The organism is Nonomuraea sp. NPDC049378 (assembly GCF_055586745.1).
On record NZ_JBVJHP010000025.1, the window covers coordinates 106,792 to 125,803 of the forward strand.

A 19,012-nucleotide genomic window follows, 5' to 3' on the forward strand; every position below is an offset into this window, starting at 1 on the left:
TTCTTCAAGACCGGGCGGCGCGAACGGCCGATGCTGCGTACATGGTTACTGTTGTTCCTCAGTCGGTGACGGCTGCCCGCCGGGGCCGGATGCTGGCCGTGCTGCTCACCGGGCAGGCCATGGCGTCCATGGACGGGTCGATCGTGTCCGTGGGCGCGGTGACCATTCGCGAGGGCCTGCACGCCAGTGGCGCCGAGATCCAGCTGATCGTGTCGGGCTACCTGCTGATCACCGGCGTGCTCCTGGTCACATGCGCGCGGATCGGCGACGTCATCGGGCACAGGCGCGCGTTCCTGCTGGGGCTCGGCTGGTTCACCGGGGCGTCGCTGCTGTGCGGGCTGGCCCCTGACCCGACCGTGCTGGTGCTCGCCCGCATCGCCCAGGCCATGGGTGCGGCACTGCTCACGCCGCAGATCTTCTCGCTCATCCACATGCACTGGGAGGGCGCGGCACGCCGCAGGGCGATCGGCGTCTACAGCATGGTGCTCGCCCTGGGAGTCGCGCTGGGGCAGGTCATCGGAGGGCTGGTGGCCGGCGCCGACCTGTTCGGCCTCTCCTGGCGGCCCATCTTCCTGATCAACATCCCGATCGGCGTGATCCTGCTGATGGCCGGCCCGCGCGTCCTGCTGAACTCCCGCACCGACCAGCCGGTACGCCTCGATGTGGCCGGGGTGGCCCTCCTGACCGTCGCCATGACGGCGCTCACCGTCCCGCTCATCTTCGGCCAGGACCACGGCTGGCCCACGTGGGCGTGGATCTCCCTGGCGTGCGGCGCCGCGCTGCTGGTGGCGTTCGTCCGCCACGAAGCCGGAGCGCCGCACCCGCTGCTGGACCTCGCGGCGCTGCGGCCGGGCGGAACCAAGTCAGGGCTGGCGGCCTGCTGGATCATCATGGGGTGCTACACCGTTTTCCTGCTCACCCTGACCCTGCACCTCCAGACCGCGCTCGGCTACTCCCCGCTGGAGGCAGGACTGGCGTTCGTCCCGTACGCCCTCGGCTTCGGCACGCTCAGCCTGAGCTGGAGCCGCTACCCGCAGTGGCTGCAGAACGCGCTGCCGATCGCCGGACCGATCATGTTCGCGGCAGGGTCGGCCCTGGTGGTGCTCCTCTACCGTGACGAGTGGAGCCCGCTCGGCTCCATCCCGCTGCTGCTCATCGCCGGGGCCGGCCACGCCGCCGGATACAGTCCGCTGATCGCGCAGATCACCTCCCTGATGGAGGCGCGGTTCGCGTCAGCGATCTCGGCACTGAACGCCAGCGGCCCGCTGCTCGCCGGGGTGACCGCCGTCGCCGGGCTCGGAAGCGTCTACTTCGCGGCGCCCTCCTCCGCCGACGGCCTCCTGCGCGTGGTCACCGCCGGCATCGTCCTCGCCGCGATCGGTACGGCCTGCGCCATCCGGGTCGCCCTGCTGGCCCGGCGTACCGTACGAGAAGGTGCGAACTGAGGTGCGGGACGGTGGTCGCGGTCGCCCACGTGCGGGACCGCACAGGGTTCACCGCCTGTCCGCGTGACGCAGCAGGACGGCCCTGGCCAGGTCCGCGGGTGTCCCCGTGCTGGTGTCCACCGTCACGTCATAGGCGACGCCATGGTCGTGGACCGTCCGGAAATGCCCGCGTGCCAGACCGGGTGGGTTGCGGCGCCCCGTTTCTCGTTGCTCGGCGACCGCCAGCGGACACATCACGCCCACGAGCAGAACATCGAGACCGGCCAGCGCTTCCATCCACATCGGCAGCAGATCCGGGGTCAGCAACATCTCGTCGATGACGACGTCGTCGCCGCCGCGGGCGAAGGAGGCCGCGGCGGTGCAGGCCGAACGGATCATCCGGCGGCCGACCGGGCCGTAGCGGATGACCACGTGGGGATGGCCGTCCTCGTCCTGAGTGGTGCGGTCGTACCAGAAGCCGGACCTGCTGAGCGGGCCGTCGCGTCCGCCGCCCCAGTTCGGGGGGACGAGGCTGAACAGGGTGTCGATTCCCCAGTAGACGAAGGGGATGTCGCTCTCGTCCTGGATGGCCCGGGCCAGAGTGGTCTTGCCGGCGCTCGATGTCCCGTTGAGGAAGATGACGCGTCCTTGGCGTCCGGCGTATGGCACGCCGGCCACTGTAGTCGCCACCAGGAGCGTATGCCGCTCGTCGTCGTACGTTCGGGGCCGTCTATCGGTCTTGCGCCACCAATCTGGCGAATGGCATCAATCCCCTGAGCCACGCCGGCGGCGAAACATTTCGAAATGAATCTCCGGGGAATGCCGACGTGATCCCGTTTTCGAGTGGTGCGAGCGCGACGTTCGCGGACGCCCTGTATGATCCCTCTCCTGTGTGATCACTCCCCGAAAAGAGAAGGTTATGAAGTCATACCTCCGTAAGGCCCTCGCCGGTTGCGCCGCCGCCCTGGCGGTCATGGTGGCCTTCCCCACGCCCGCATTCGCTATCAACCACGCGGACTGCAACGTGAGTTACAGCCGTGAATTCTTGCAGATCTTCAACGGTACGGACCGCCACTGCTTCGCGAACGGCGGCACGATGAACGTGGCCATCTACGGCGTGGGCCTGATCTCCGCAGGCAACAACAATGTGGCAATCGAATACATCGATGACTTGGGAGGGCCCGCCAGAGCCATGCTGATTCCCAAATGGAACATGTGGGAAGGCTCATCACAGAGCAGCGGCAACATGCACAAGGTGTACCGAATCAGGATCGTTTAGGTCGCATCCCGTGACAGCCGGCCGGACGGTGAGCACCTCCAACGTGCGGTTCCTCGCGGCCATGCCGCTTCACACTGCCGGTCGGCGGCGGGAACATCAGTGCGTCCGTGCCCCTGCGAATCACGGGAAGACGGCGCCGGCACGCGCCTTCTTGGCGAAGTTTTGAGGACCGGTCCGCCAGGGGCCGCCATAGGCTGGAGAAGATCCGCAGATCACGCCTCCGAGGAGGAAGCCATGGCGAAGTTCATGGACGTGCATCACGGCATGAAGGGCATCACCGACGAGCAGCTCCAGCAGGCGCACGCCGCCGACCTCGCGATACAGAGAGAGGAAGGGGTGACCTTCCAGCACGCGTGGGCCGACCCTGAGGAGGGCGTGGTCTACTGCCTGTCGGAGGCGCCGGACGCGGATGCCGTCCAGCGCATCCACCAGCGGGCGGGGCACCCGGCCGACGAGATCCACAAGGTGCCGCTGACCGCCTGACCGGCGAGCGAGGGCGTCGGACGACTCCGCCGGATGATCAGATGATGGCGCTCGCCGAGTTTCAGCCGGTCTTGCCGGCCAGCAGGAACACCCTCGGAAAACCGCGCCTCGCATCCTGGTCTCCGGGAAACACCAGCCGGGCCGTCTCGACCATGCCCCGCTGGCGGAGCATGCCGGAAACCATGTCGGTGGACCATCGGTAGGCCGGCGCAACGACGTGATCGTACGACTCGACCGCCTGCGACGGGTCGTCAGTCCCCGAGAAGGACAGCAGCACGTGCCCGCCGGGTGCGAGCACGCGGCCGAACTCGTCGAACACCTCGGGCACCCGCTCGGGCGGGGTGTGGATGATCGAGTAGTGGCTGAAGACGCCCCCGACGCTGCCGTCGGCGAGCTCCAGGGCCAACATGGAGCCGACCTCGAACGGGAGGCCGGGATGCTCCTGGCGGGCCTGTGCGATCATCTGCGGCGACAGGTCGATCCCGAACGCGTGGAGCCCGCGCGCGTGGAGGTAGGCCGTGTAGTGCCCTGGCCCGCACCCGAGATCGGCGATGGACTCAGCGCCCGTCGCCTTCACCAGGTCGGCGAACGTGTCGATGAGGGCTCGGTCCAGCGGCTGGCCCGCGAGAGGGTCGTGGAAGAGCGCGTTGTACTCGGCCGCCCTCGCGTCGTAGCCGCTGCGGGTCGTTTCGAGGAAGCCGGCTTCAGTCATAGCCGATCAAAGTACCCCACTCCGGGCTGAGATCCGGCCGATGTACGGCAGACCGGCCTTCGTCGCCGCCCTGTCGGAAGCGGGCCTACCCGGGACGCTGGTACAGGGCGTCCAAGCCGACGGGCCCGCTGTCCTCGCTCTCACTCCTCCCCGGTCTTGCGGTTCTCCGCCAGCGCGTACGAGAGGGCGATGCCGAGACACAGGGACAGCGAGATGCCGAGAACGAAGTTGTGCAGCACGACGCCCAGCCCCATACCGATCGCGATGCTCGGCCACATGCCGACCTTCCAGTTGGGGGAGCTCTTTCCGTTCGTCATGGTCCGATCTTCGTACGCGACCGTGGAGCGGCGTAGACATCGCAATCATGAGTACGACATGACAGCTGTCACACGGGGGGGGCACGCGACGGGCACGGCTGGCAGACTCACCACGTGATCACAGATGCCCTCGTCTTCCTGCAGTCTTGGTACGCCTCCTGCAGCAATGACGGCTGGGAGCACGGTTACGGCATCACCATCGACACCCTGGACAATCCGGGGTGGCGCCTGAAGATCGACCTGGTCGACACGCCTCTTGCCGGAGTCTCGCTGGACCGCCTGGTGGTGGAACGCACCGAGGACGACTGGGTACACGCCTGGTGCAACGGGATCCGCTTCGAAGGAGCATGCGGACCTCTGAACCTCGGTGAGCTGCTGGAAGCATTTCGGGACTTCGCCCGCGATGCTGGTCTCACTGATGCTCAAACCGGGTAGGCGGAGGCCAGCGACCTCGAGAAGCCCCGGCGACGGCGTCCGGCACAATCACCGCATGTTCAACTTCGGAATTCCTGGTTACAGGCCGGAATGGTTGACCAGCCGCTCGGCGATCACTGCCATTCACGGGGCGCGATTGGGCCATCTCGTCGGCAGGCGGCTGACCCGAGCGCTGGTGGTGTGGGATGTCGACGAGGACGAGTGGTTCGCCGACTGCCCGGTCCTCCTGGACTTCGAGGGCGAGCAGGTCGAGATCAAACACAGAAAGTTCGACGAGCTCTCCATCACCTGGAACACCATCGATCCAGCGCGCTCGCCGGACCGGCCGGACTTTCACCTCGCGTGGCGAGATGACGTACCGGATCAACTCACCGCACTGGTCGGGCAGCCTTGTTCCGCAGCGGAGTTGCTGATGTGGAGAAACAGGGATCTCGTGGAGGGGACGATCGTGACCTTGGGGTTCAGCTTCCCGAACGGTCAAGTGACGATCTATAACGCCCTCGATGAAAACGGCATCGAGTTCACCCCTCCCGCCGATGCCTACGCGCGATACAGGCTCGGAACATCTGATCAGTAGGCGCCTGACGTTCGGTCTGGCCGGCCGTCGTGCTGGTGATTTTGTTGGTCTGAACGGACAGCGCTTGGAGGTGAGTTTCGACAGCGGTTGAAGATCAACATTAACATGGGGCGGAATGTTGGCGAGAAACGACAGCGCCCGCTCCCCCGTGATCAGACGCGTCCTGTGCCATCGAACCTTGAGCATGTGGTGTGGATCAGTCAGCTTCTCGGCCCTGAAGGGACCGAGCTTGCAGCTCCTCGCCGTCGATGGATTCGACGGTTCAGGCCGCGTCGTCGGCAGCGTGACTCACTGCCCAGCCCACCTCACCGCGTGCGGCGATGTTGCGGGCTGCGTTGACGTCGGCGTGCTCAGCGAAGCCGCACGACGTGCACAGGAAAGTTGCCTGGTCGGGCCGGTTGAGCTTGTCGATGTGCCCGCACCGGGAGCATTGCTGGCTGGTGTAGGACGGATCGACAAAGATCACCGCGACCCCGGCCCGGGCCGCCTTGTAGGCGATGAAGCCTCCCAACTGGTGGAAGCTCCACGAATGCAACGCGACCCGCTGGGGCTTGCGAAGCCGTACCCGCCCGCGGATGCCCTGGAGGTCTTCCAGGGCGATGCCGCGTCCGGTGCGTTCTGCCTCGGTCACGATGCGTTTGGCGATGACGTGGTTGACGTTGGCGGCGAACCGCGCCTCCTTGCGGCGCCGCCGCTTCAACAACCGCTTGGCCGATTTGGTCTTCTTGGCCTGCAAACGGCGGCGTAGCTCGCGGTGCCGGTGCTGGACCGCGTTCAGGACCTTGCCGCTGTGCCGAACCCCGTCGCTGGTGGTGGCGATGTTGGCGATGCCCAGATCGGTCCCGAGGAAGCCATCCGGGACGGCCACCGGCCGGTCCGGGACTTCGATGGCGGCGTGCAGGAACCACAGGCCGTCCCGGCAGACCAGGTCCGATTCGCCCCGGCGATGGGCGGCCAGCAGCGCCAGTTGGCCGTCCGAGCCGGTGAAGGCGATGCCACGCAGCCGCCCGGCGATGGTCCAGATCGACACCGTCCGGTCGTGGTGTTGCCAGGACAGGCACCGGTCGTCGTAGGGCTGGGCCGCGCGCGGGCGGAAGGAGATGGGTTTGCTTTCGGCTTTGATCCGCCGCGCCGAACCGGGCTTGCCGAGGTGTCCGGCGGCCAGGGTGGCGTGCAGGGTGCGGTAGGCGTCGCACACCTTCTTGATCACATGCTGGGCGGCTTGGGCGGCCAGCCCGAACTCGGCCTTGATCAGCTCATAGGCGGCCTTGCGCAGGTCGTAATTGCGGAAACAGCGGGCCTCGAAGGCGAGCGCGGCGACCCGGGTGGCGGCGGCGTTGGCCGCGCGCAGGGTGGCGTCCAGGGCCGCCGCCTGCTCGGGCGTCGGCAGCAGCTTCACCTGCACCACCAGCCTCACAATCGAACACACTACCATTCAGTCCATGTCACGCGATGGGAACCGGATCCCGATATCCGGCGAGGCCGTAGCGTGGTCCACAGCCTGCATGCCCATTTGGTCTTCACACCCAAATACCGGCGCGGCGTGTTCACCGATGAAATCCTGCGCCGCTGCGAAGAGATCATGATCGAAGTGTGTGACACAGCTTCGGCGCCGAACTGGTCGAGTTCAACGGCGAGCACGACCATGTCCACCTGCTGGTCCACTACCCGCCCAAGGTCGCCCTCTCGGTCTTGGTCAATTCGCTCAAGGGCGTCTCGGCCCGGCTGCTACGCAAGGAGTACAGCGCCCATGTCCGCCGCTACCTGTGGGGCGGGCGTTTCTGGTCGCCCAGCTATTTCGCCGCTTCCTGCGGCGGCGCACCCTTGTCCATCATCAAGGAGTACATCGAGAACCAGAAACGGCCAGGCTGAGCCGCTCACACCAACCAGCCGTCACGGCACCGCTCGGGCCTGGAGGCCCTCCCGCGCTGTCGTTTCCTCCCGGGCGTAAACGCCCCCGGGGTTCCACGCCAGAGTCGGCTGAAATGATGGACGCCGCGCGACGAAGACGAACTCTCGGCCGGGTCCGTCAGGCGCTTCGCGAACCTCCTCGACCACGTAGCCGTGCGTGGCCAGGTCCCTCTCGACCTCCTGCCGCTCACGGAAGCGCAACGTCGAGTCCGACGTCAGGATCTGGCCGTCCGCAGCGAATACGTAAGTCCACCGGAATGTCACCAGCGGCCAACTCACGTCGATGAGCTGGACCCAGCTCTCGACGGCGCCGACGTTTGGAATCTCCGTCACGCTGTAAGAGCTCTCGCGGTTCCACTCCTCCCAAGCGCGCCTCGCCGGATCCCGTGTCTCGAACACCAGGCGCCCGCCAGGCACCAGTGCTTCGTAGGCCCCCTGCAGCGTCTTCTGCCATATCTGCGGATCAACAATGGCCTGGGCGACGTTCGCCGTCATCGTCGCGAGGTCAACCCGCAGCGCCGGGAGAGTTCTCGCATCACCGCAGATCCAGCGTGCTCGCTCACTGCCCGGTTTTGCGCGAGCGACGTCGATGGACGCCTGGGCGGGATCGATGCCGATGACCTCGATCCCGCGATCAGCCAGTAGGAGGCCGAACACTCCTGTCCCGCAGCCAATGTCCAGTACTCGATGCGCCCTGAACTCTTCCGCCATCCGGACGTATGCATCGAGATCGCTGCGATCAGGGTCGAGGTGGTCGTAGATCGCGGCGAGCCGTGGATGCCCGAAGCACTCGTCAGTCATGCTGCAGAACGTATGAGGAGCCGGCCCTGGACAACCACTCGGTTTCGCGACTCCTCAGTCCGGATGCCCGAACGCATCCGCGAGCGGCTCTCCCGCCATCCGAACCACCTGCACTTCGCACCGATCAAACTTCGATGGCACGAAGTGCCGGCCGTCGTTGAATAAGGCCAGGTCAGGCCGGGGTTCGCTTCTCGTGCCAGGTGTAGTAGAGGAAGGTGCTGTCGGGGCCGGTCAGCGTGCCGTGGACTTGCCAGAAGCTGTTGGGGGGAATGTCGTAGCGGAAGATTTTGTCCCCGGGCCGGTCGTCCGTGAACATGGTCTTCTACCCGTCGTTCAAGTCCCGTACGTTGATCGTGAACGTCGAGGTGTCCGGGATGTCGAGGCAGATCTCGTACGTGTACGCCTGGGGCCCGTTGATGTTGTAGGCAAGACCTTCGATGACGCCATCGCGGTCACGCTCTCGCTGCGCTGATCGCTGCAGAGCGCTGCCTTCGGACTGGACGGTTCACGACGCCTACATGACCCTCCGGGCCGCGCTGAGCAACGCGGCGGCGCGTACCTTCAGATTTCCGTGACTCCAGCACCGGCGAAGGTCAACAAGGCCATTTCCTCGATCACGGGGAATGGCCTTCCGCGCGGGGCACACGCCGACCGCTCTTCCTGCCGTATCGTCTCTTCCTGCCGTATCTACGTGGACCCCGTTGACGCCCTGGGGTGGCTTGCGGTTCGTAGCCAGACCATCGGATCAAGATGATGAAGAGGCCGACGAGGATTGTGACCACACCAGAAGCGAAGGCCAGAAACGCAATGACGGACTCGCCGTCTGGATCGCCGAGTCCGGACGGTCGCCCGTCGATCCAGTCCATCGCGGGCCGTGCCTGGGTGGCGACAATCACTCCGAACGCGGTCGTGATCGCACCCAGGACATGACCAGGAGGACGCGTCCACCAGCCCATGACCGCCAGCACGAACCCGAGCACCAACGCGACGGGAACCGTTAGGAACTGGCCCATGCCCAGGGCCGTGAGCACTGCGAACCGCGCGTGCTCGAAACCGTCGCCACGTGGCCCCGACCAGAACGGCACCACTACCAGGCCGCTGAGAAGGCCGATCGCCAATAACCGGAGCATAGCCACGCACACATGATCGTGGACTGGCTGGTTGCTGTGCCACCTCAGCTGAGCATGTAGCTGTACTTCGCAGCTGTACAAGATCGAAAAGGCCACTTCCCGATCTCGGGATGCGGCCTTCGACGTGCGGTGGAGCCTAGGAGATTCGACCTGAATTCCTGCTTGCAGATCGGCCCGATCTTCGGGCGCAACTGCCTCGACGTGCGCCAAGGCAGTCCGAGAGTGGTCACGATTTACCGCTGCTGACCGCCCTTAATGGCTCGCTGATGGCCCGACGATCACGCCTTGCGCTCCCGCTTCGATCGATGCCACTCTGACCGGCGTGTACGACGAGAACCTGGTGGGCCTCTGGGACAGTGGGCCCTACGACCTCGGGTACATGGAGACCAGTTGGTTAGGATTTCTGCCGGATGGCCGCGGCTGAAGTGCATGGGCCAACGCCGCCGGTGGCATCGAGGTTGGTCGCTTTCGCTGGCATTGCCCAGAACCAGCAACCCTGGAGTTGCGCTACGAATGGCAGGTTTCCGGTGGTTGGCAAGACCCAGGAGATGCATCTCGATTCGGCTCGATCGACAGCCAAGGGCCATACCACGAGGTGCTGAAAACCGGCTACGCTGTCAGGCCAGATGTGACGTTCTCGGAGCCGTTCACCGCTCTTCACCTGGAAGAAGATGTCAACTTCTGCTCGGCCTACGGTCTGAAACGGCGTGGGCTCTCACTCCAGGACGACCCTGCCTATCACCTCGCACCATGGCAATAGCCATTCGGGTCATCGCGGACTCAGCCAAGCTCAGCGCTGCTATGACGACTGGGTACACACCTGGAGCGATGGGATCCGCTTCGGAGGAGCGTGTGGGCCTCTGAACCTCGGTGAGCTGTTGGAAGCATTTCGCGACTTTGCCGGCACAAGTTCCTCATGAGTAGGCAGGATGTGAGCAATGGGTCGGCGGCGCGGGGACGACTGGCAGGCCAGGTCGCGGCGGCTGTACCCACTGTCCGCGCACGCGGTGCTGACGCGGCCCGTCGGGGGTGCGTGGCCGGGCGGGAACCCGTTCATGTGGGAGTTCGTCTACTGGCGCGCGCTCGCACGTGACGGGGTGGCCGCTCGGCTGCTCGGTCTCGTGGTGCCGGTCGTGTGCGCCACTTGCAGCGCGGTCTGCCGGTTCGTGTACGACGACCTCGACCTGGTTGTGCTCGCCGTCCTGCTGGTGGCCGGGCCTGGCATCTTGCTCGCGCCCTCGTACCTCGCGAGTTTCCTGCTGCGGCGCCCGTACTGGCAGCCAGGTGTGGTGAGCCTGATGCTGCTGGGCTTCGCGGTGGGGTTTCCCCTGATGTTCCTCGCCCAGACGCTCATCGACGACCTGCCGCACAACTCAGCCGCGGCCCTGCTGCTCGACTGGGCCACGGTGCAAGGGCTGTCCATCGCGCTCGGCCCGGTCGCCGCGGCCGTGCTCTGGCTGCCCGTGGGCGTGGCCCTCTTGCGGCGATCGCACCACAGAAGGTGACGCACTGTAACCACCCGCAGGGAAGCCTGCGACGAGAACAAGGCCGAGGCGCACACCATGCTCGCTGATCCAGAGCCGAGCGCGCACCGAGCCGACGCAGTGCGCGACGTCGAGACGAACGCGCTGACGGCGACCGGTCCACTGAGGGGTCAGCTCCAGGCCTGGCGTTCCCGGGCGCGGGGGTCGTCGACCTGGGTCCACTCCGTGTCGATGCGCATGGTCGCCCTGCGCTCGGTGTCGTACGGGTCCCAGCCGGGATTGCCGGTCCTGGCGAACCGGATCCAGGTCTCGTGTACGCGGGTGGCGAGGTCCGCGGGGGTCTGGCCGGGGCCGAGCAGGGCGTTGGGCCCGTTCAGCTCGGGCCGGTCCGCGAGGTCGAAGACGAAGGGCAACTCGACCGCGTGGGTGGCGCCGAGCTCTCCGTCCAGGGCCTGGGAGCGCCAGGCGAACTCGTAGGCGTAGGTGCCGGAGCCGGGATGGGCGGCGTGTGCGCCGGCCAGCGCGCGGCTGCCCGCGCCGAACAGGGCATCGGCCATGATGGCGGAGCGCAGTTCCGCGAAGGACGCCTCGGGGTGCGACCTGCGGTAGGTCTCGATGAGGTGCGCCGGATCCGGGTGCGAGCGCGCCGCCGCCTCCTGGACGTCGGCGGCGGTCGAGGTGGCGTACTTGCCCACCGGGACCAGATAGAGGTTCCCCTCTTCGGTGTTGGTGCCGACGAGCAGGTCGACGCCGGCGCCCAGGCCGGCGGCGACGCATTCGGCGGGCTGCGTGTCGAGGACGAGGCTGAAAGGACTGAGTCCGATCAGCGGGTCTGCGTGGGTCTCGGTCCGCAGGTCGATGCCCGCGAGCCGGGAGGCGGCCTCGACCAGGCGTTCGTCGGAGACGCCGGCGAAGGCGGCGACATGGGGCTCGACGCCCAGGGCCGCGGCGGCCGCCTTGGTGACGCGGGCGGCCTGCTCGGTGGTGAACGCGCCCAGGCCGTTGCCGCTCTGCACGATCGCCCGGCGGAACAAGCCGGCGGCCTCGGGGGTGGCGAGGACGCCGCCGACGATGGTCGCCCCGGCCGACTGGCCGAACAGGGTGACGTTGCCGGGGTCACCGCCGAAGACGGCGATGTTCTCCCCCACCCAGCGCAGCGCGGCGACCACGTCGAGCAGGCCGCGGTTGGCGGGCGCCCCGGGGATGTCGAGGAACCCGGCGATGCCGAGCCGGTAGTTGAGGGTGACGAGGACGCCGCCGTCACGGGCGAACGCGGAGCCGTCGTACATCGTGGACCGCGTCGAGCCGGCGACGAACCCGCCGCCGTGGACGAACACCATGACCGGCAGCGCGTCACCGCCGGCGGCGGGCGCGAAGACGTTGGCCGTGAGGTAGTCCTCCCCGCGGCTCCAACCGGCACCGAAGTAGGGGGACATGTCCACGCTGCCGAGCTTGCGTTCGGACTGCGGCGCGTTGGGCCCCGGCGCCGTGGCGTCCCGCACGCCGTTCCACGGCTCGTGCGGCTGCGGCGGCGCGAAGCGGCCGGCGCCGCGGGGCGGGGCGGCGTAGGGGATGTTCATGAAGGTGCGGGCGGCGCCTCGGCGCAGGCCACGGACTGCTCCCTGCGCGGTGGTGACGACGAGGTCGGCGTGGTGGTTCATGGTGGTGCCTTTCCTCACGGGCTCAGACCTGCTCGGTGTACGGGGCGAAGGGCGCCCAGCCCTTGATGGCGAACTTGTCTCCCTCGCGGGCGACTTCAGCGGCGCCGTGGCCGCCCAGGTGCGCGGGAATGACCAGGGCGTTGGTGTCGACCGCCCGGCCCAGGAGCTTGCGGCGGGTGGCGCGGGCTCCGGCGGGGTCCTCGCAGAAGCAGCTGTTGGAATCGGGCTCGTGGATCTGGAGCGGGTTGTGCAGCAGGTCGCCGACGAAGAGGGCCCGATCCGATCCGGATTCCAGCGTCAGCACCGACGAGCCCGGCGTGTGCCCCGGGGCGAGGTCGAGGCGCAGGTTGCCGTCGATACGGTGGCTGTCCTCCCAGAGCCGGGTCTGGCCGGCCTCGTGCACGGGGGCGACGCTGTCCTCGAAGACGTTCTGGTTGCCGCGGCCCAGCCGGGGCTTGTGCTCGCTGGCGGGGTTCCAGAAGTCGAAGTCCGCCTTGGGCATGAGGTAGGTGGCGTTGGGGAACGTCGGCACCCAGGTCCGGTCGTCGAGATGGGTGTTCCAACCGACGTGGTCGATGTGCAGGTGCGTGTTGATCACGATGTCGACGTCCTCGGGGCGGACTCCGGCGCGGGCGAGGTTGTCCAGGAAGTCGGTGTTCAGCCGGTTCCACACGGGCGCGTACGGGCGGTCCTTATGGTTGCCGACGCCGGTGTCGACCAGGATGGTCCTGCCCTCGCTGCGCAGTACCCAGGTCTGGATCGCCGAGTTGACGATCCGGGTTTCCGGGTTCAGGAAGTCCGGCACCAGCCAGGAACGGTGGGACTGCCACGCCCCCGCCGGGCTCTCCGGGAAGAACGTTTCGGGCGTCATGTCGACAGGACCGAAGTACTCCCGGACACGGGTCAGCGTGACGTCGCCCAGGGTGATGGTGTCCATGATTGTCTCCAGTTCGATCGGTTCCGTGCTCGGGGTCGCGGCCGAGATCCGTGCGGAGCGGCCGCTCATGACGGATACGGGGGTGCCGATTCCCTGCGGGGCAGCCCGCCTGGCTGCGGCGTCTTCAGCATCGGTACGCCGCCGCGGTCGGGTGCGGGGCATCGGGCCGTGTGGTCCTCGCCGGCGGGAACAGGGCCGCCCGGTACGCCTCCGTTCCGTGGACGACCCTGCTCGCCCATGGTGCGCCGGCCGGAACCTGCTGCGGTATGAGTCATGTGACTGCATCTGAACACCAGGTCACGTCCACGGTCCTCGCGCTCATCCGCAGGCGGCACGGCATCGGCCGGGTAGGTGCGGGCGAGACGGCGCGGTGCCGAACGGAGGACCGCCGGAATGTCCCGGGCGGCGCGTACGTTGCAGGCTGGTTGAACGCACAGACTTGAGACCGGCGCCCCGCCCGGTGCGCGGCGAGCTGGACAGCCTGCCGCCGCGGCAGCGCGCGCCTTCCGCGCTCCGGACCGTCCTGGGGCTGGACGAACGCGCCGAGGCCCCCGATGGCGTGCTCGTCGGTTCGGCCGTTCTCACCCTGGTGTCGGCCCTGGCGGCATCGACGCCGCTGCTCATAGTGGTCGATGACGCCCAGTGGCTCGACCGCGCATCGCTGGACGTCCTGTCCTTCGTGGCCCGGCGCATGGACAGTGAACCTGTCACGCTGCTGGTGGGCGTGCGCGCCGCGGCCTCGCTGCCCGGGCTTGACAAGGGCTACGAGCGCCTGGAGATCGCTCCGCTGAGCAGTGAGGCGGCCAACCGGTTGCTCGACCAGCAGCCGACGCCACCCACCGGCCGGAACCGGGTACGCATCCTTCAGGAGGCGGCCGGCAATCCACTGGCCCTGATCGAGCTCGCCCGCGCCGGCGCGACCCGGCGCTCCGGTGGCAGCAGCGTGGAGGGCCCGCTGCCCGTCACCGACCGGCTGGAGCGGATCTTCGCGGGGCAGACGAAATTCCTGCCGGAGGCAACCCGCCGCCCCCTGCTGCTGCTCGCGGCCGCTGATGCCGCAGACGCGCCGACAGCCTCTCGTGGTCTCCCCGAGGTCGACGACAAGGCGTGGACACCCGCGGAGCGGGCCGGCCTCGTACGCCAGGACGGCCCCCGGATCTCCTTCCGCCACCCGCTCATCCGCTCGGCCGTCTACCATGCGGCCTCCTTCGAGGAACGCAGGCAGGCACATCTCGCTCTCGCGAAGCTGAGCGAGGAGCCCGACCGCCGCGCCTGGCACCTCGCCGCCGCGACCACGCGTCCAGACGAGGACGTGTCGGCCGCCCTGCGGCAGACGGCCGACCGGGCGCGGCGCCGGGGCGGCTATGCGGCCGCTGCCGCCGCCCTGGAGCGCGCCGCGGAGCTGAGTCCGCGCCGCGCGGACCAGGCGCAGTTACTGACCGAGGCCACCGTCATGGCCGTCTTCACCGGCCAGCTCGGCTGGGTGGAACGCCTGGCCGCCGAGGTCCGCGAGCACAGTGACGACCCGGCGCTGATCAGCAGGGCCTGGCTGGCCACCGGGCAGCTCATGACCCTGCGCCGGAACCACGCGGCGGCCTTCGCCCTGCTGACCCGCATCGCGGACGAGGCGGCGGCCACCCGCTCGCCCCGCGCTCTGGACGCGCTCGCCGCAGCCGCGGTGGTCCGCTACTACTCGGGCGAGGAATCCCAGCGACAGCAGATCGAGAACCTCCTCTCCGCCATACCGCACTCCACCGGCAGGGACACCCTGCACGCCTGGGTGCGGGCCGTCTCCGACCCCCACGGCGCGAGAGCCCGCCTCGCCCCGGCGCTGCCCGGACTCATCGCGGAGGCCAAGGACGACGCCGGCAGCCTGACCGTGCTCGCCGTCGTGGCCTGGATCCTGGACCAGACCGCCCTGGCCGTCAGGACCTTCGACGAGGCGTACGACCGGTGGCAGGCCCGTGGCTCGCTGCCGGACGGCCTGGGAAGCGCCGTCGGCTGGGCCTATCTGGAGCAGGGCCGGTGGTCCGAGACCCGCACGGTGGCCGCCGAGATTTCGGCGGTGGCGACAACGGCCGGGCTGGACCACGCCGAGGCGTGCGTACGTGCGCTCGACGCGACGGTGCTCGCGTTGCTCGGCGAGGCGGCCGACGCGCGACGCGGTGCCGAGCGGGCGCTGGCCCTCGTCGATCCGCTGGAGAGCCGCTCCATCGCGGTCTCCGCCCGCCGGGCCCTGGGCCTGGCGGCAGTGGCCGAGGGCGACTACGACACCGCGTACGCACAGTTCCGCTCCGCCTTCACCGACGACGGCGATCCGGTTCACTACCACGTCTCCTACACCGTCCTGGCCGAACTCGCCGCGTCGGCCGTCCGCCGAGGGCGACGGGAGGACGCCGCCGTACTGCTGGAGCGATCGGCCCGGCACCTCGGCCCCGGCATGTCGGCACGGATCACCGCACTGCTCAACCGAGGCCGGGCCCTGCTCGCCGAACCGGACGACGCGGAGCCGTACTTCCGGGCGGCGCTGGTGGACGACACGGGCGAGCAGTGGCCGTTCGAGCGGGCGCAGACACGGCTGGACTATGGCGAATGGCTCAGGAGGCAACGGCGCATCGCCGAGGCCCGCCCGCTGCTGACCACGGCACTCGAAACCTTCCAGCGGCTTGGCGCGCGGCCATGGATCGAGCGGGCGAAGGCAGAGCTGCGAGCCGCCGGCGTCGACGCCGCCAGCAGCGTGGTGCCCGGTGCCCTCACCGAGCTCAGCCCCCAACAACAGCAGATCGTCCAGCTCGCGGCCCGCGGCCTGACGAACCGTGAGATCGGAGACAGGCTCTACCTCTCACCGCGTACCGTCGGCTCCCACCTCTACCGGGTGTTCCCCAAACTGGGCATCACCGCCCGGTCACAACTCCGCGACGTGCTCGACGGCACCCTGTCGGCCAGCGGATACCACGGCCGAGTTCCGATCTGACAGATGTGCGGAACGCGACGAAGAGCGACCACATCGGCTCGTCGCCGTAGCTCCCTGACAATAGGCGATCCGGCCGGTAGAACCGAGGCAGCACGGGGCGCGGGCGGTGGTGGAGTCGACGCTGCGCCGGCTATACCGCAGGCAATCCCGCTGATCTCAACTCCTTACTGTAACGCCTTGCTCGTATGACCTTGCAGACCGCTCACAATTAGCACTTTGCAGCCTAGTCATTCTAGACCGCTTCGCGCGTTAATAGGTCCGAGAAGCCGCTATTGCGGCGGCTGAGGAGCTGCCGCCCAACGCCAATCGCGCTACATCTGCGACTGAAATCCTGCCGCAAACGATCTTCTCAAACACGCTCTAACAGACGTCCGTAGTCGCACTCTAACCCACGCCAGCTGCACGGTAGCCGTCGGTCGTCGCTTTGCTCTTGGCTGCAGACCTAAACTGACTGAGCGTAAATCAACAACAGGGATCCATAAGCGTCATGGGCCCTCCACTGTGCCACCCACAACGCTAAGTGCACACAGCAACCCGCTATGTGCATGATATTGAGAAGCGCTTAATGGCACGCCGAGAGGGCGCCATAACAGGAATATGATCAACTAGTCAAGACTTGATCTTGACACTTTCGCGACGAACAATCAACTGACCAGCGAGGTGTGGCCCGATCGTCGGGTGTCTGCGCCTTCCTTGCTTTGGGAGATGCATAGGATGCGCCTCCTAGACATGCCCGGAGGAAAAATGAAAACTCAGATGACCGTAACATCTATTCTGGCCGTCGCATTAGTAGTAACGCCTGGGCTGGCTCAGGCAGCATCGTCTCCCACTCCTCCTGATCCTTCAGCGCAGGCCTCCGACCAAGGCGGACGACAGCAGGTTCTCCTACCCCGAGAGCAGCAGCCCAAGGTGCAACGACCTACCCTCGACAAACTTTCCCGAGAAGCCAAGGCCAACGGCATCTCGCTGCGCGAGGCGCTCGACAGATACGCGGCGGAGATTGTTGCATCCAACCCCTCCGCTCTCGCGGAAACTCCCGATGGACCTGCCTCTGATCCGTCTATCAAGATAGACGGCATCCCATTCGAAGAACTGGTTGACCTTAGCCGACTCGCAGAGACTAAGGGGATAACCATGGAAGAGGCGATCGACCGATACGCATGGATCCCGCAGCTAAACGACGTCTACGCGAAGCTCAATGACGCCTTCCCCGATGCACTGTCGGGAATCAGGTCAATTCATGACGGCCGCGGCGCTCGAATCGGGTTTAAGGGAGAAATCCCGCAGGAGGCTGTTGAGCTTGCGAAGACCCTCCCTGTGCAGGTAGAAATCGTCGGCAATAAGGGGTTCTCTCAAAAAGAGCTTAGAGAAGTTCTCAACTCCCGAAGCCGCAAACTCGGCACACAATCAGAAGTCTCCGAATTCGTGGGGCGTTATGATCTCGACACTGGGATAATTGCCTACGATGTAGCGCTGCAAAAGAATCTAAAAGATCCATCGGTGCGCGACCGCGCGCTTTCCGGTCTGCAGCCAGAAGCTGCCGCCAATCCCAATATTCGAATCCATATAAAATTGAACGACTCCCTGGATTTGCAGCCAACAGATAATTACCTCCGCGGAGGTGCAATTCTCGACGGTACAGACGCCGACGGCAACGGAATTGCCACAGATTGTACCAGCGGCTTCAATATCATCTCGGGATCCGGTGAGAGGGCAACCACAACCGCTAGGCATTGTGCAGACGACGAAGCTTATTTTCGATACAACAACCATCCCTCATATGACACAGGACAAACTACGCTGGGTCGCATGTTCCGTGCGCCAGACTTCGATTTCGCTCGGTATCAGACCGGGAGTACGACCTACACCTATACTCGAACCTTTTACTATGCGCTGAATCGAACGCGCTACGCTCGAGCTGGCGGAACATCTCCCCGCGTCGACGATCCGGTCTGCACGTTCGGTAGAACCAGCGACACTCAGGATGGAGCATATCGATGCGGCATAATCCTCGAGAGCGACGTCGATTACATGATGGAAGGCCGCACTTACCACGGCGGAATCAAAGTGGACATCCATACTAAGGGCGGCGACAGCGGTGGTCCCCTCTTCTACGGGAGCACAGCGTGGGGTATCACATCTGGAAGCGTGGCGAGCGGTATCTCCATCTGGGCAGCGACTGACCGGATCAATGATTCTGGGGGCATGGGCAGCAACTGGAATGTGTGGACATGCCCCACATGTTGACATGAGATAGTAGGGGTCTTGGGCGTGACATCTGCCTGGTTGCAGGTTGCACGCCCAAGTTCTCCCATAGCTACAGGACAAGGAACGGTGATTTTTTTGACACGGCTATGGATGGGCGCTTTGGTGTTAACGCTTGTAAGCTTGGCTGGATGTTCAGAGAAACGAGAAAAAGGGATCATAGTAATTGGTGATGACCCGGTTGTCCTCATCCATGGGGCCGAAACAACGCCGCAGGCAGGTTATGAGCTGAGGTTGGGCTATGACACTGTCAGTAGGTGTCTCAGATTGCTGGGTAAAGAAGGTCAAATCTCTGCGACTCCCGTCTGGCCTACCGGCACAAAGCCTCTCTTGAGGGACGGCAAGCGAGGTGTAACCCTCGAAAAATTCGGTGCTGTATTCGAAGGCGACCAATTAAGCTTAGGCGGCAGTTTCATCTCCGGCGACCAACGCCACCAGTCGGACAGCGAAGCAGTGGCTAGATGCATGAAGGGTCCTGCCGAAAGGGATATCGTCCTAATTGGGCAAGTCGACAGCAAAACGGCCAACTACAGAGGCTGAAAGTCTGAGGTGTCACCTCGCGGTTGCATGCGTACGGCGGGATTCGGGAGTATGCCGGTGGGATGCGTTATCCGGATGGTGG

18 protein-coding genes and 1 pseudogene are annotated in these 19,012 nt (G+C 66.2%); 10 read left to right on the forward strand and 9 right to left on the reverse strand.

Annotation, left to right across the window (positions count from 1 at the left end):
- Window positions 1-41 precede the first annotated feature (41 nt).
- Window positions 42-1,445, forward strand: a complete 1,404-nt coding sequence (locus ACZ6SA_RS40985) for an MFS transporter (RefSeq protein WP_347645867.1) — start codon at window positions 42-44, stop codon at window positions 1,443-1,445.
- A 48-nt stretch (window positions 1,446-1,493) separates the two neighbouring features.
- Here the strand turns inward: ACZ6SA_RS40985 and ACZ6SA_RS40990 are convergent, their stop codons facing one another.
- Entirely contained in the window at window positions 1,494-2,093 is a 600-nt protein-coding gene (locus ACZ6SA_RS40990; protein ID WP_347645866.1) for a chloramphenicol phosphotransferase CPT family protein, read from the reverse strand.
- 250 nt (window positions 2,094-2,343) lie between these two features.
- Between ACZ6SA_RS40990 and ACZ6SA_RS40995 the strand changes: the two genes are divergently transcribed.
- Both ACZ6SA_RS40995 and ACZ6SA_RS41000 read left to right on the forward strand, forming a co-directional pair.
- Entirely contained in the window at window positions 2,344-2,703 is a 360-nt protein-coding gene (locus ACZ6SA_RS40995) for a beta/gamma crystallin domain-containing protein (protein WP_465834364.1), read from the forward strand.
- Between the two features lie 234 nt (window positions 2,704-2,937).
- The gene (locus tag ACZ6SA_RS41000; RefSeq protein WP_347650938.1) at window positions 2,938-3,186 is read left to right on the forward strand and encodes an SCO4226 family nickel-binding protein; all 249 of its coding nucleotides are present in this window, start codon (window positions 2,938-2,940) and stop codon (window positions 3,184-3,186) included.
- A 61-nt stretch (window positions 3,187-3,247) separates the two neighbouring features.
- Here the strand turns inward: ACZ6SA_RS41000 and ACZ6SA_RS41005 are convergent, their stop codons facing one another.
- Entirely contained in the window at window positions 3,248-3,898 is a 651-nt protein-coding gene (locus tag ACZ6SA_RS41005) for a class I SAM-dependent methyltransferase (protein ID WP_465834366.1), read from the reverse strand.
- A 140-nt stretch (window positions 3,899-4,038) separates the two neighbouring features.
- Complete coding sequence (locus ACZ6SA_RS41010; RefSeq protein WP_347650940.1) at window positions 4,039-4,215, reverse strand: hypothetical protein; 177 nt, start codon at window positions 4,213-4,215, stop codon at window positions 4,039-4,041.
- Window positions 4,216-4,329: 114 nt separating this feature from the next.
- Between ACZ6SA_RS41010 and ACZ6SA_RS41015 the strand changes: the two genes are divergently transcribed.
- Window positions 4,330-4,650: an immunity 53 family protein gene (locus ACZ6SA_RS41015; RefSeq protein WP_347650941.1), complete on the forward strand. Its 321-nt coding sequence runs from the start codon at window positions 4,330-4,332 to the stop codon at window positions 4,648-4,650.
- A gap of 55 nt (window positions 4,651-4,705) precedes the next feature.
- Complete coding sequence (locus ACZ6SA_RS41020; protein ID WP_465834368.1) at window positions 4,706-5,227, forward strand: hypothetical protein; 522 nt, start codon at window positions 4,706-4,708, stop codon at window positions 5,225-5,227.
- Between the two features lie 262 nt (window positions 5,228-5,489).
- Here the strand turns inward: ACZ6SA_RS41020 and ACZ6SA_RS41025 are convergent, their stop codons facing one another.
- Window positions 5,490-6,644 (reverse strand): RNA-guided endonuclease InsQ/TnpB family protein, encoded by a 1,155-nt coding sequence (locus tag ACZ6SA_RS41025; protein ID WP_465834370.1) that lies wholly within the window; start codon window positions 6,642-6,644, stop codon window positions 5,490-5,492.
- 54 nt (window positions 6,645-6,698) lie between these two features.
- Here ACZ6SA_RS41025 and tnpA point away from each other — a divergent pair.
- Window positions 6,699-7,099, forward strand: a pseudogene (gene tnpA / locus ACZ6SA_RS41030) (IS200/IS605 family transposase).
- 21 nt (window positions 7,100-7,120) lie between these two features.
- On the opposite strand, the gene ACZ6SA_RS41035 reads toward tnpA, so the two are convergent.
- From ACZ6SA_RS41035 to ACZ6SA_RS41045, 3 genes are all read right to left on the reverse strand, one after another.
- Window positions 7,121-7,939, reverse strand: coding sequence for a class I SAM-dependent DNA methyltransferase (locus tag ACZ6SA_RS41035; protein WP_465834372.1), 819 nt, complete (start codon window positions 7,937-7,939; stop codon window positions 7,121-7,123).
- A gap of 172 nt (window positions 7,940-8,111) precedes the next feature.
- A complete protein-coding gene (locus ACZ6SA_RS41040) occupies window positions 8,112-8,255 on the reverse strand; it encodes a hypothetical protein (protein ID WP_465834374.1) in 144 nt (47 codons plus the stop codon).
- 298 nt (window positions 8,256-8,553) lie between these two features.
- Entirely contained in the window at window positions 8,554-9,075 is a 522-nt protein-coding gene (locus tag ACZ6SA_RS41045; protein WP_465834376.1) for a hypothetical protein, read from the reverse strand.
- 932 nt (window positions 9,076-10,007) lie between these two features.
- Between ACZ6SA_RS41045 and ACZ6SA_RS41050 the strand changes: the two genes are divergently transcribed.
- The gene (locus tag ACZ6SA_RS41050) at window positions 10,008-10,574 is read left to right on the forward strand and encodes a hypothetical protein (RefSeq protein ID WP_465834378.1); all 567 of its coding nucleotides are present in this window, start codon (window positions 10,008-10,010) and stop codon (window positions 10,572-10,574) included.
- A 149-nt stretch (window positions 10,575-10,723) separates the two neighbouring features.
- Here the strand turns inward: ACZ6SA_RS41050 and ACZ6SA_RS41055 are convergent, their stop codons facing one another.
- Together ACZ6SA_RS41055 and ACZ6SA_RS41060 are read right to left on the reverse strand one after the other, a co-directional pair.
- Entirely contained in the window at window positions 10,724-12,232 is a 1,509-nt protein-coding gene (locus tag ACZ6SA_RS41055; RefSeq protein ID WP_465834380.1) for a carboxylesterase/lipase family protein, read from the reverse strand.
- Window positions 12,233-12,236: 4 nt separating this feature from the next.
- On the reverse strand, window positions 12,237-13,151 hold the full coding sequence (locus ACZ6SA_RS41060) for an MBL fold metallo-hydrolase (RefSeq protein ID WP_465834382.1): 915 nt from the start codon (window positions 13,149-13,151) through the stop codon (window positions 12,237-12,239).
- Window positions 13,152-13,590: 439 nt separating this feature from the next.
- On the opposite strand from ACZ6SA_RS41060, the gene ACZ6SA_RS41065 reads away from it, so the two are divergent.
- From ACZ6SA_RS41065 to ACZ6SA_RS41075, 3 genes are all read left to right on the forward strand, one after another.
- A complete protein-coding gene (locus ACZ6SA_RS41065; RefSeq protein WP_465834384.1) occupies window positions 13,591-16,125 on the forward strand; it encodes a LuxR C-terminal-related transcriptional regulator in 2,535 nt (844 codons plus the stop codon).
- Between the two features lie 714 nt (window positions 16,126-16,839).
- Entirely contained in the window at window positions 16,840-18,372 is a 1,533-nt protein-coding gene (locus tag ACZ6SA_RS41070) for a S1 family peptidase (RefSeq protein ID WP_347650928.1), read from the forward strand.
- Window positions 18,373-18,483: 111 nt separating this feature from the next.
- Window positions 18,484-18,930 carry a hypothetical protein gene (locus ACZ6SA_RS41075; protein WP_347650929.1) on the forward strand — a complete coding sequence of 149 codons (447 nt, stop codon included), beginning with the start codon at window positions 18,484-18,486 and terminating at the stop codon, window positions 18,928-18,930.
- Window positions 18,931-19,012 lie beyond the last annotated feature (82 nt).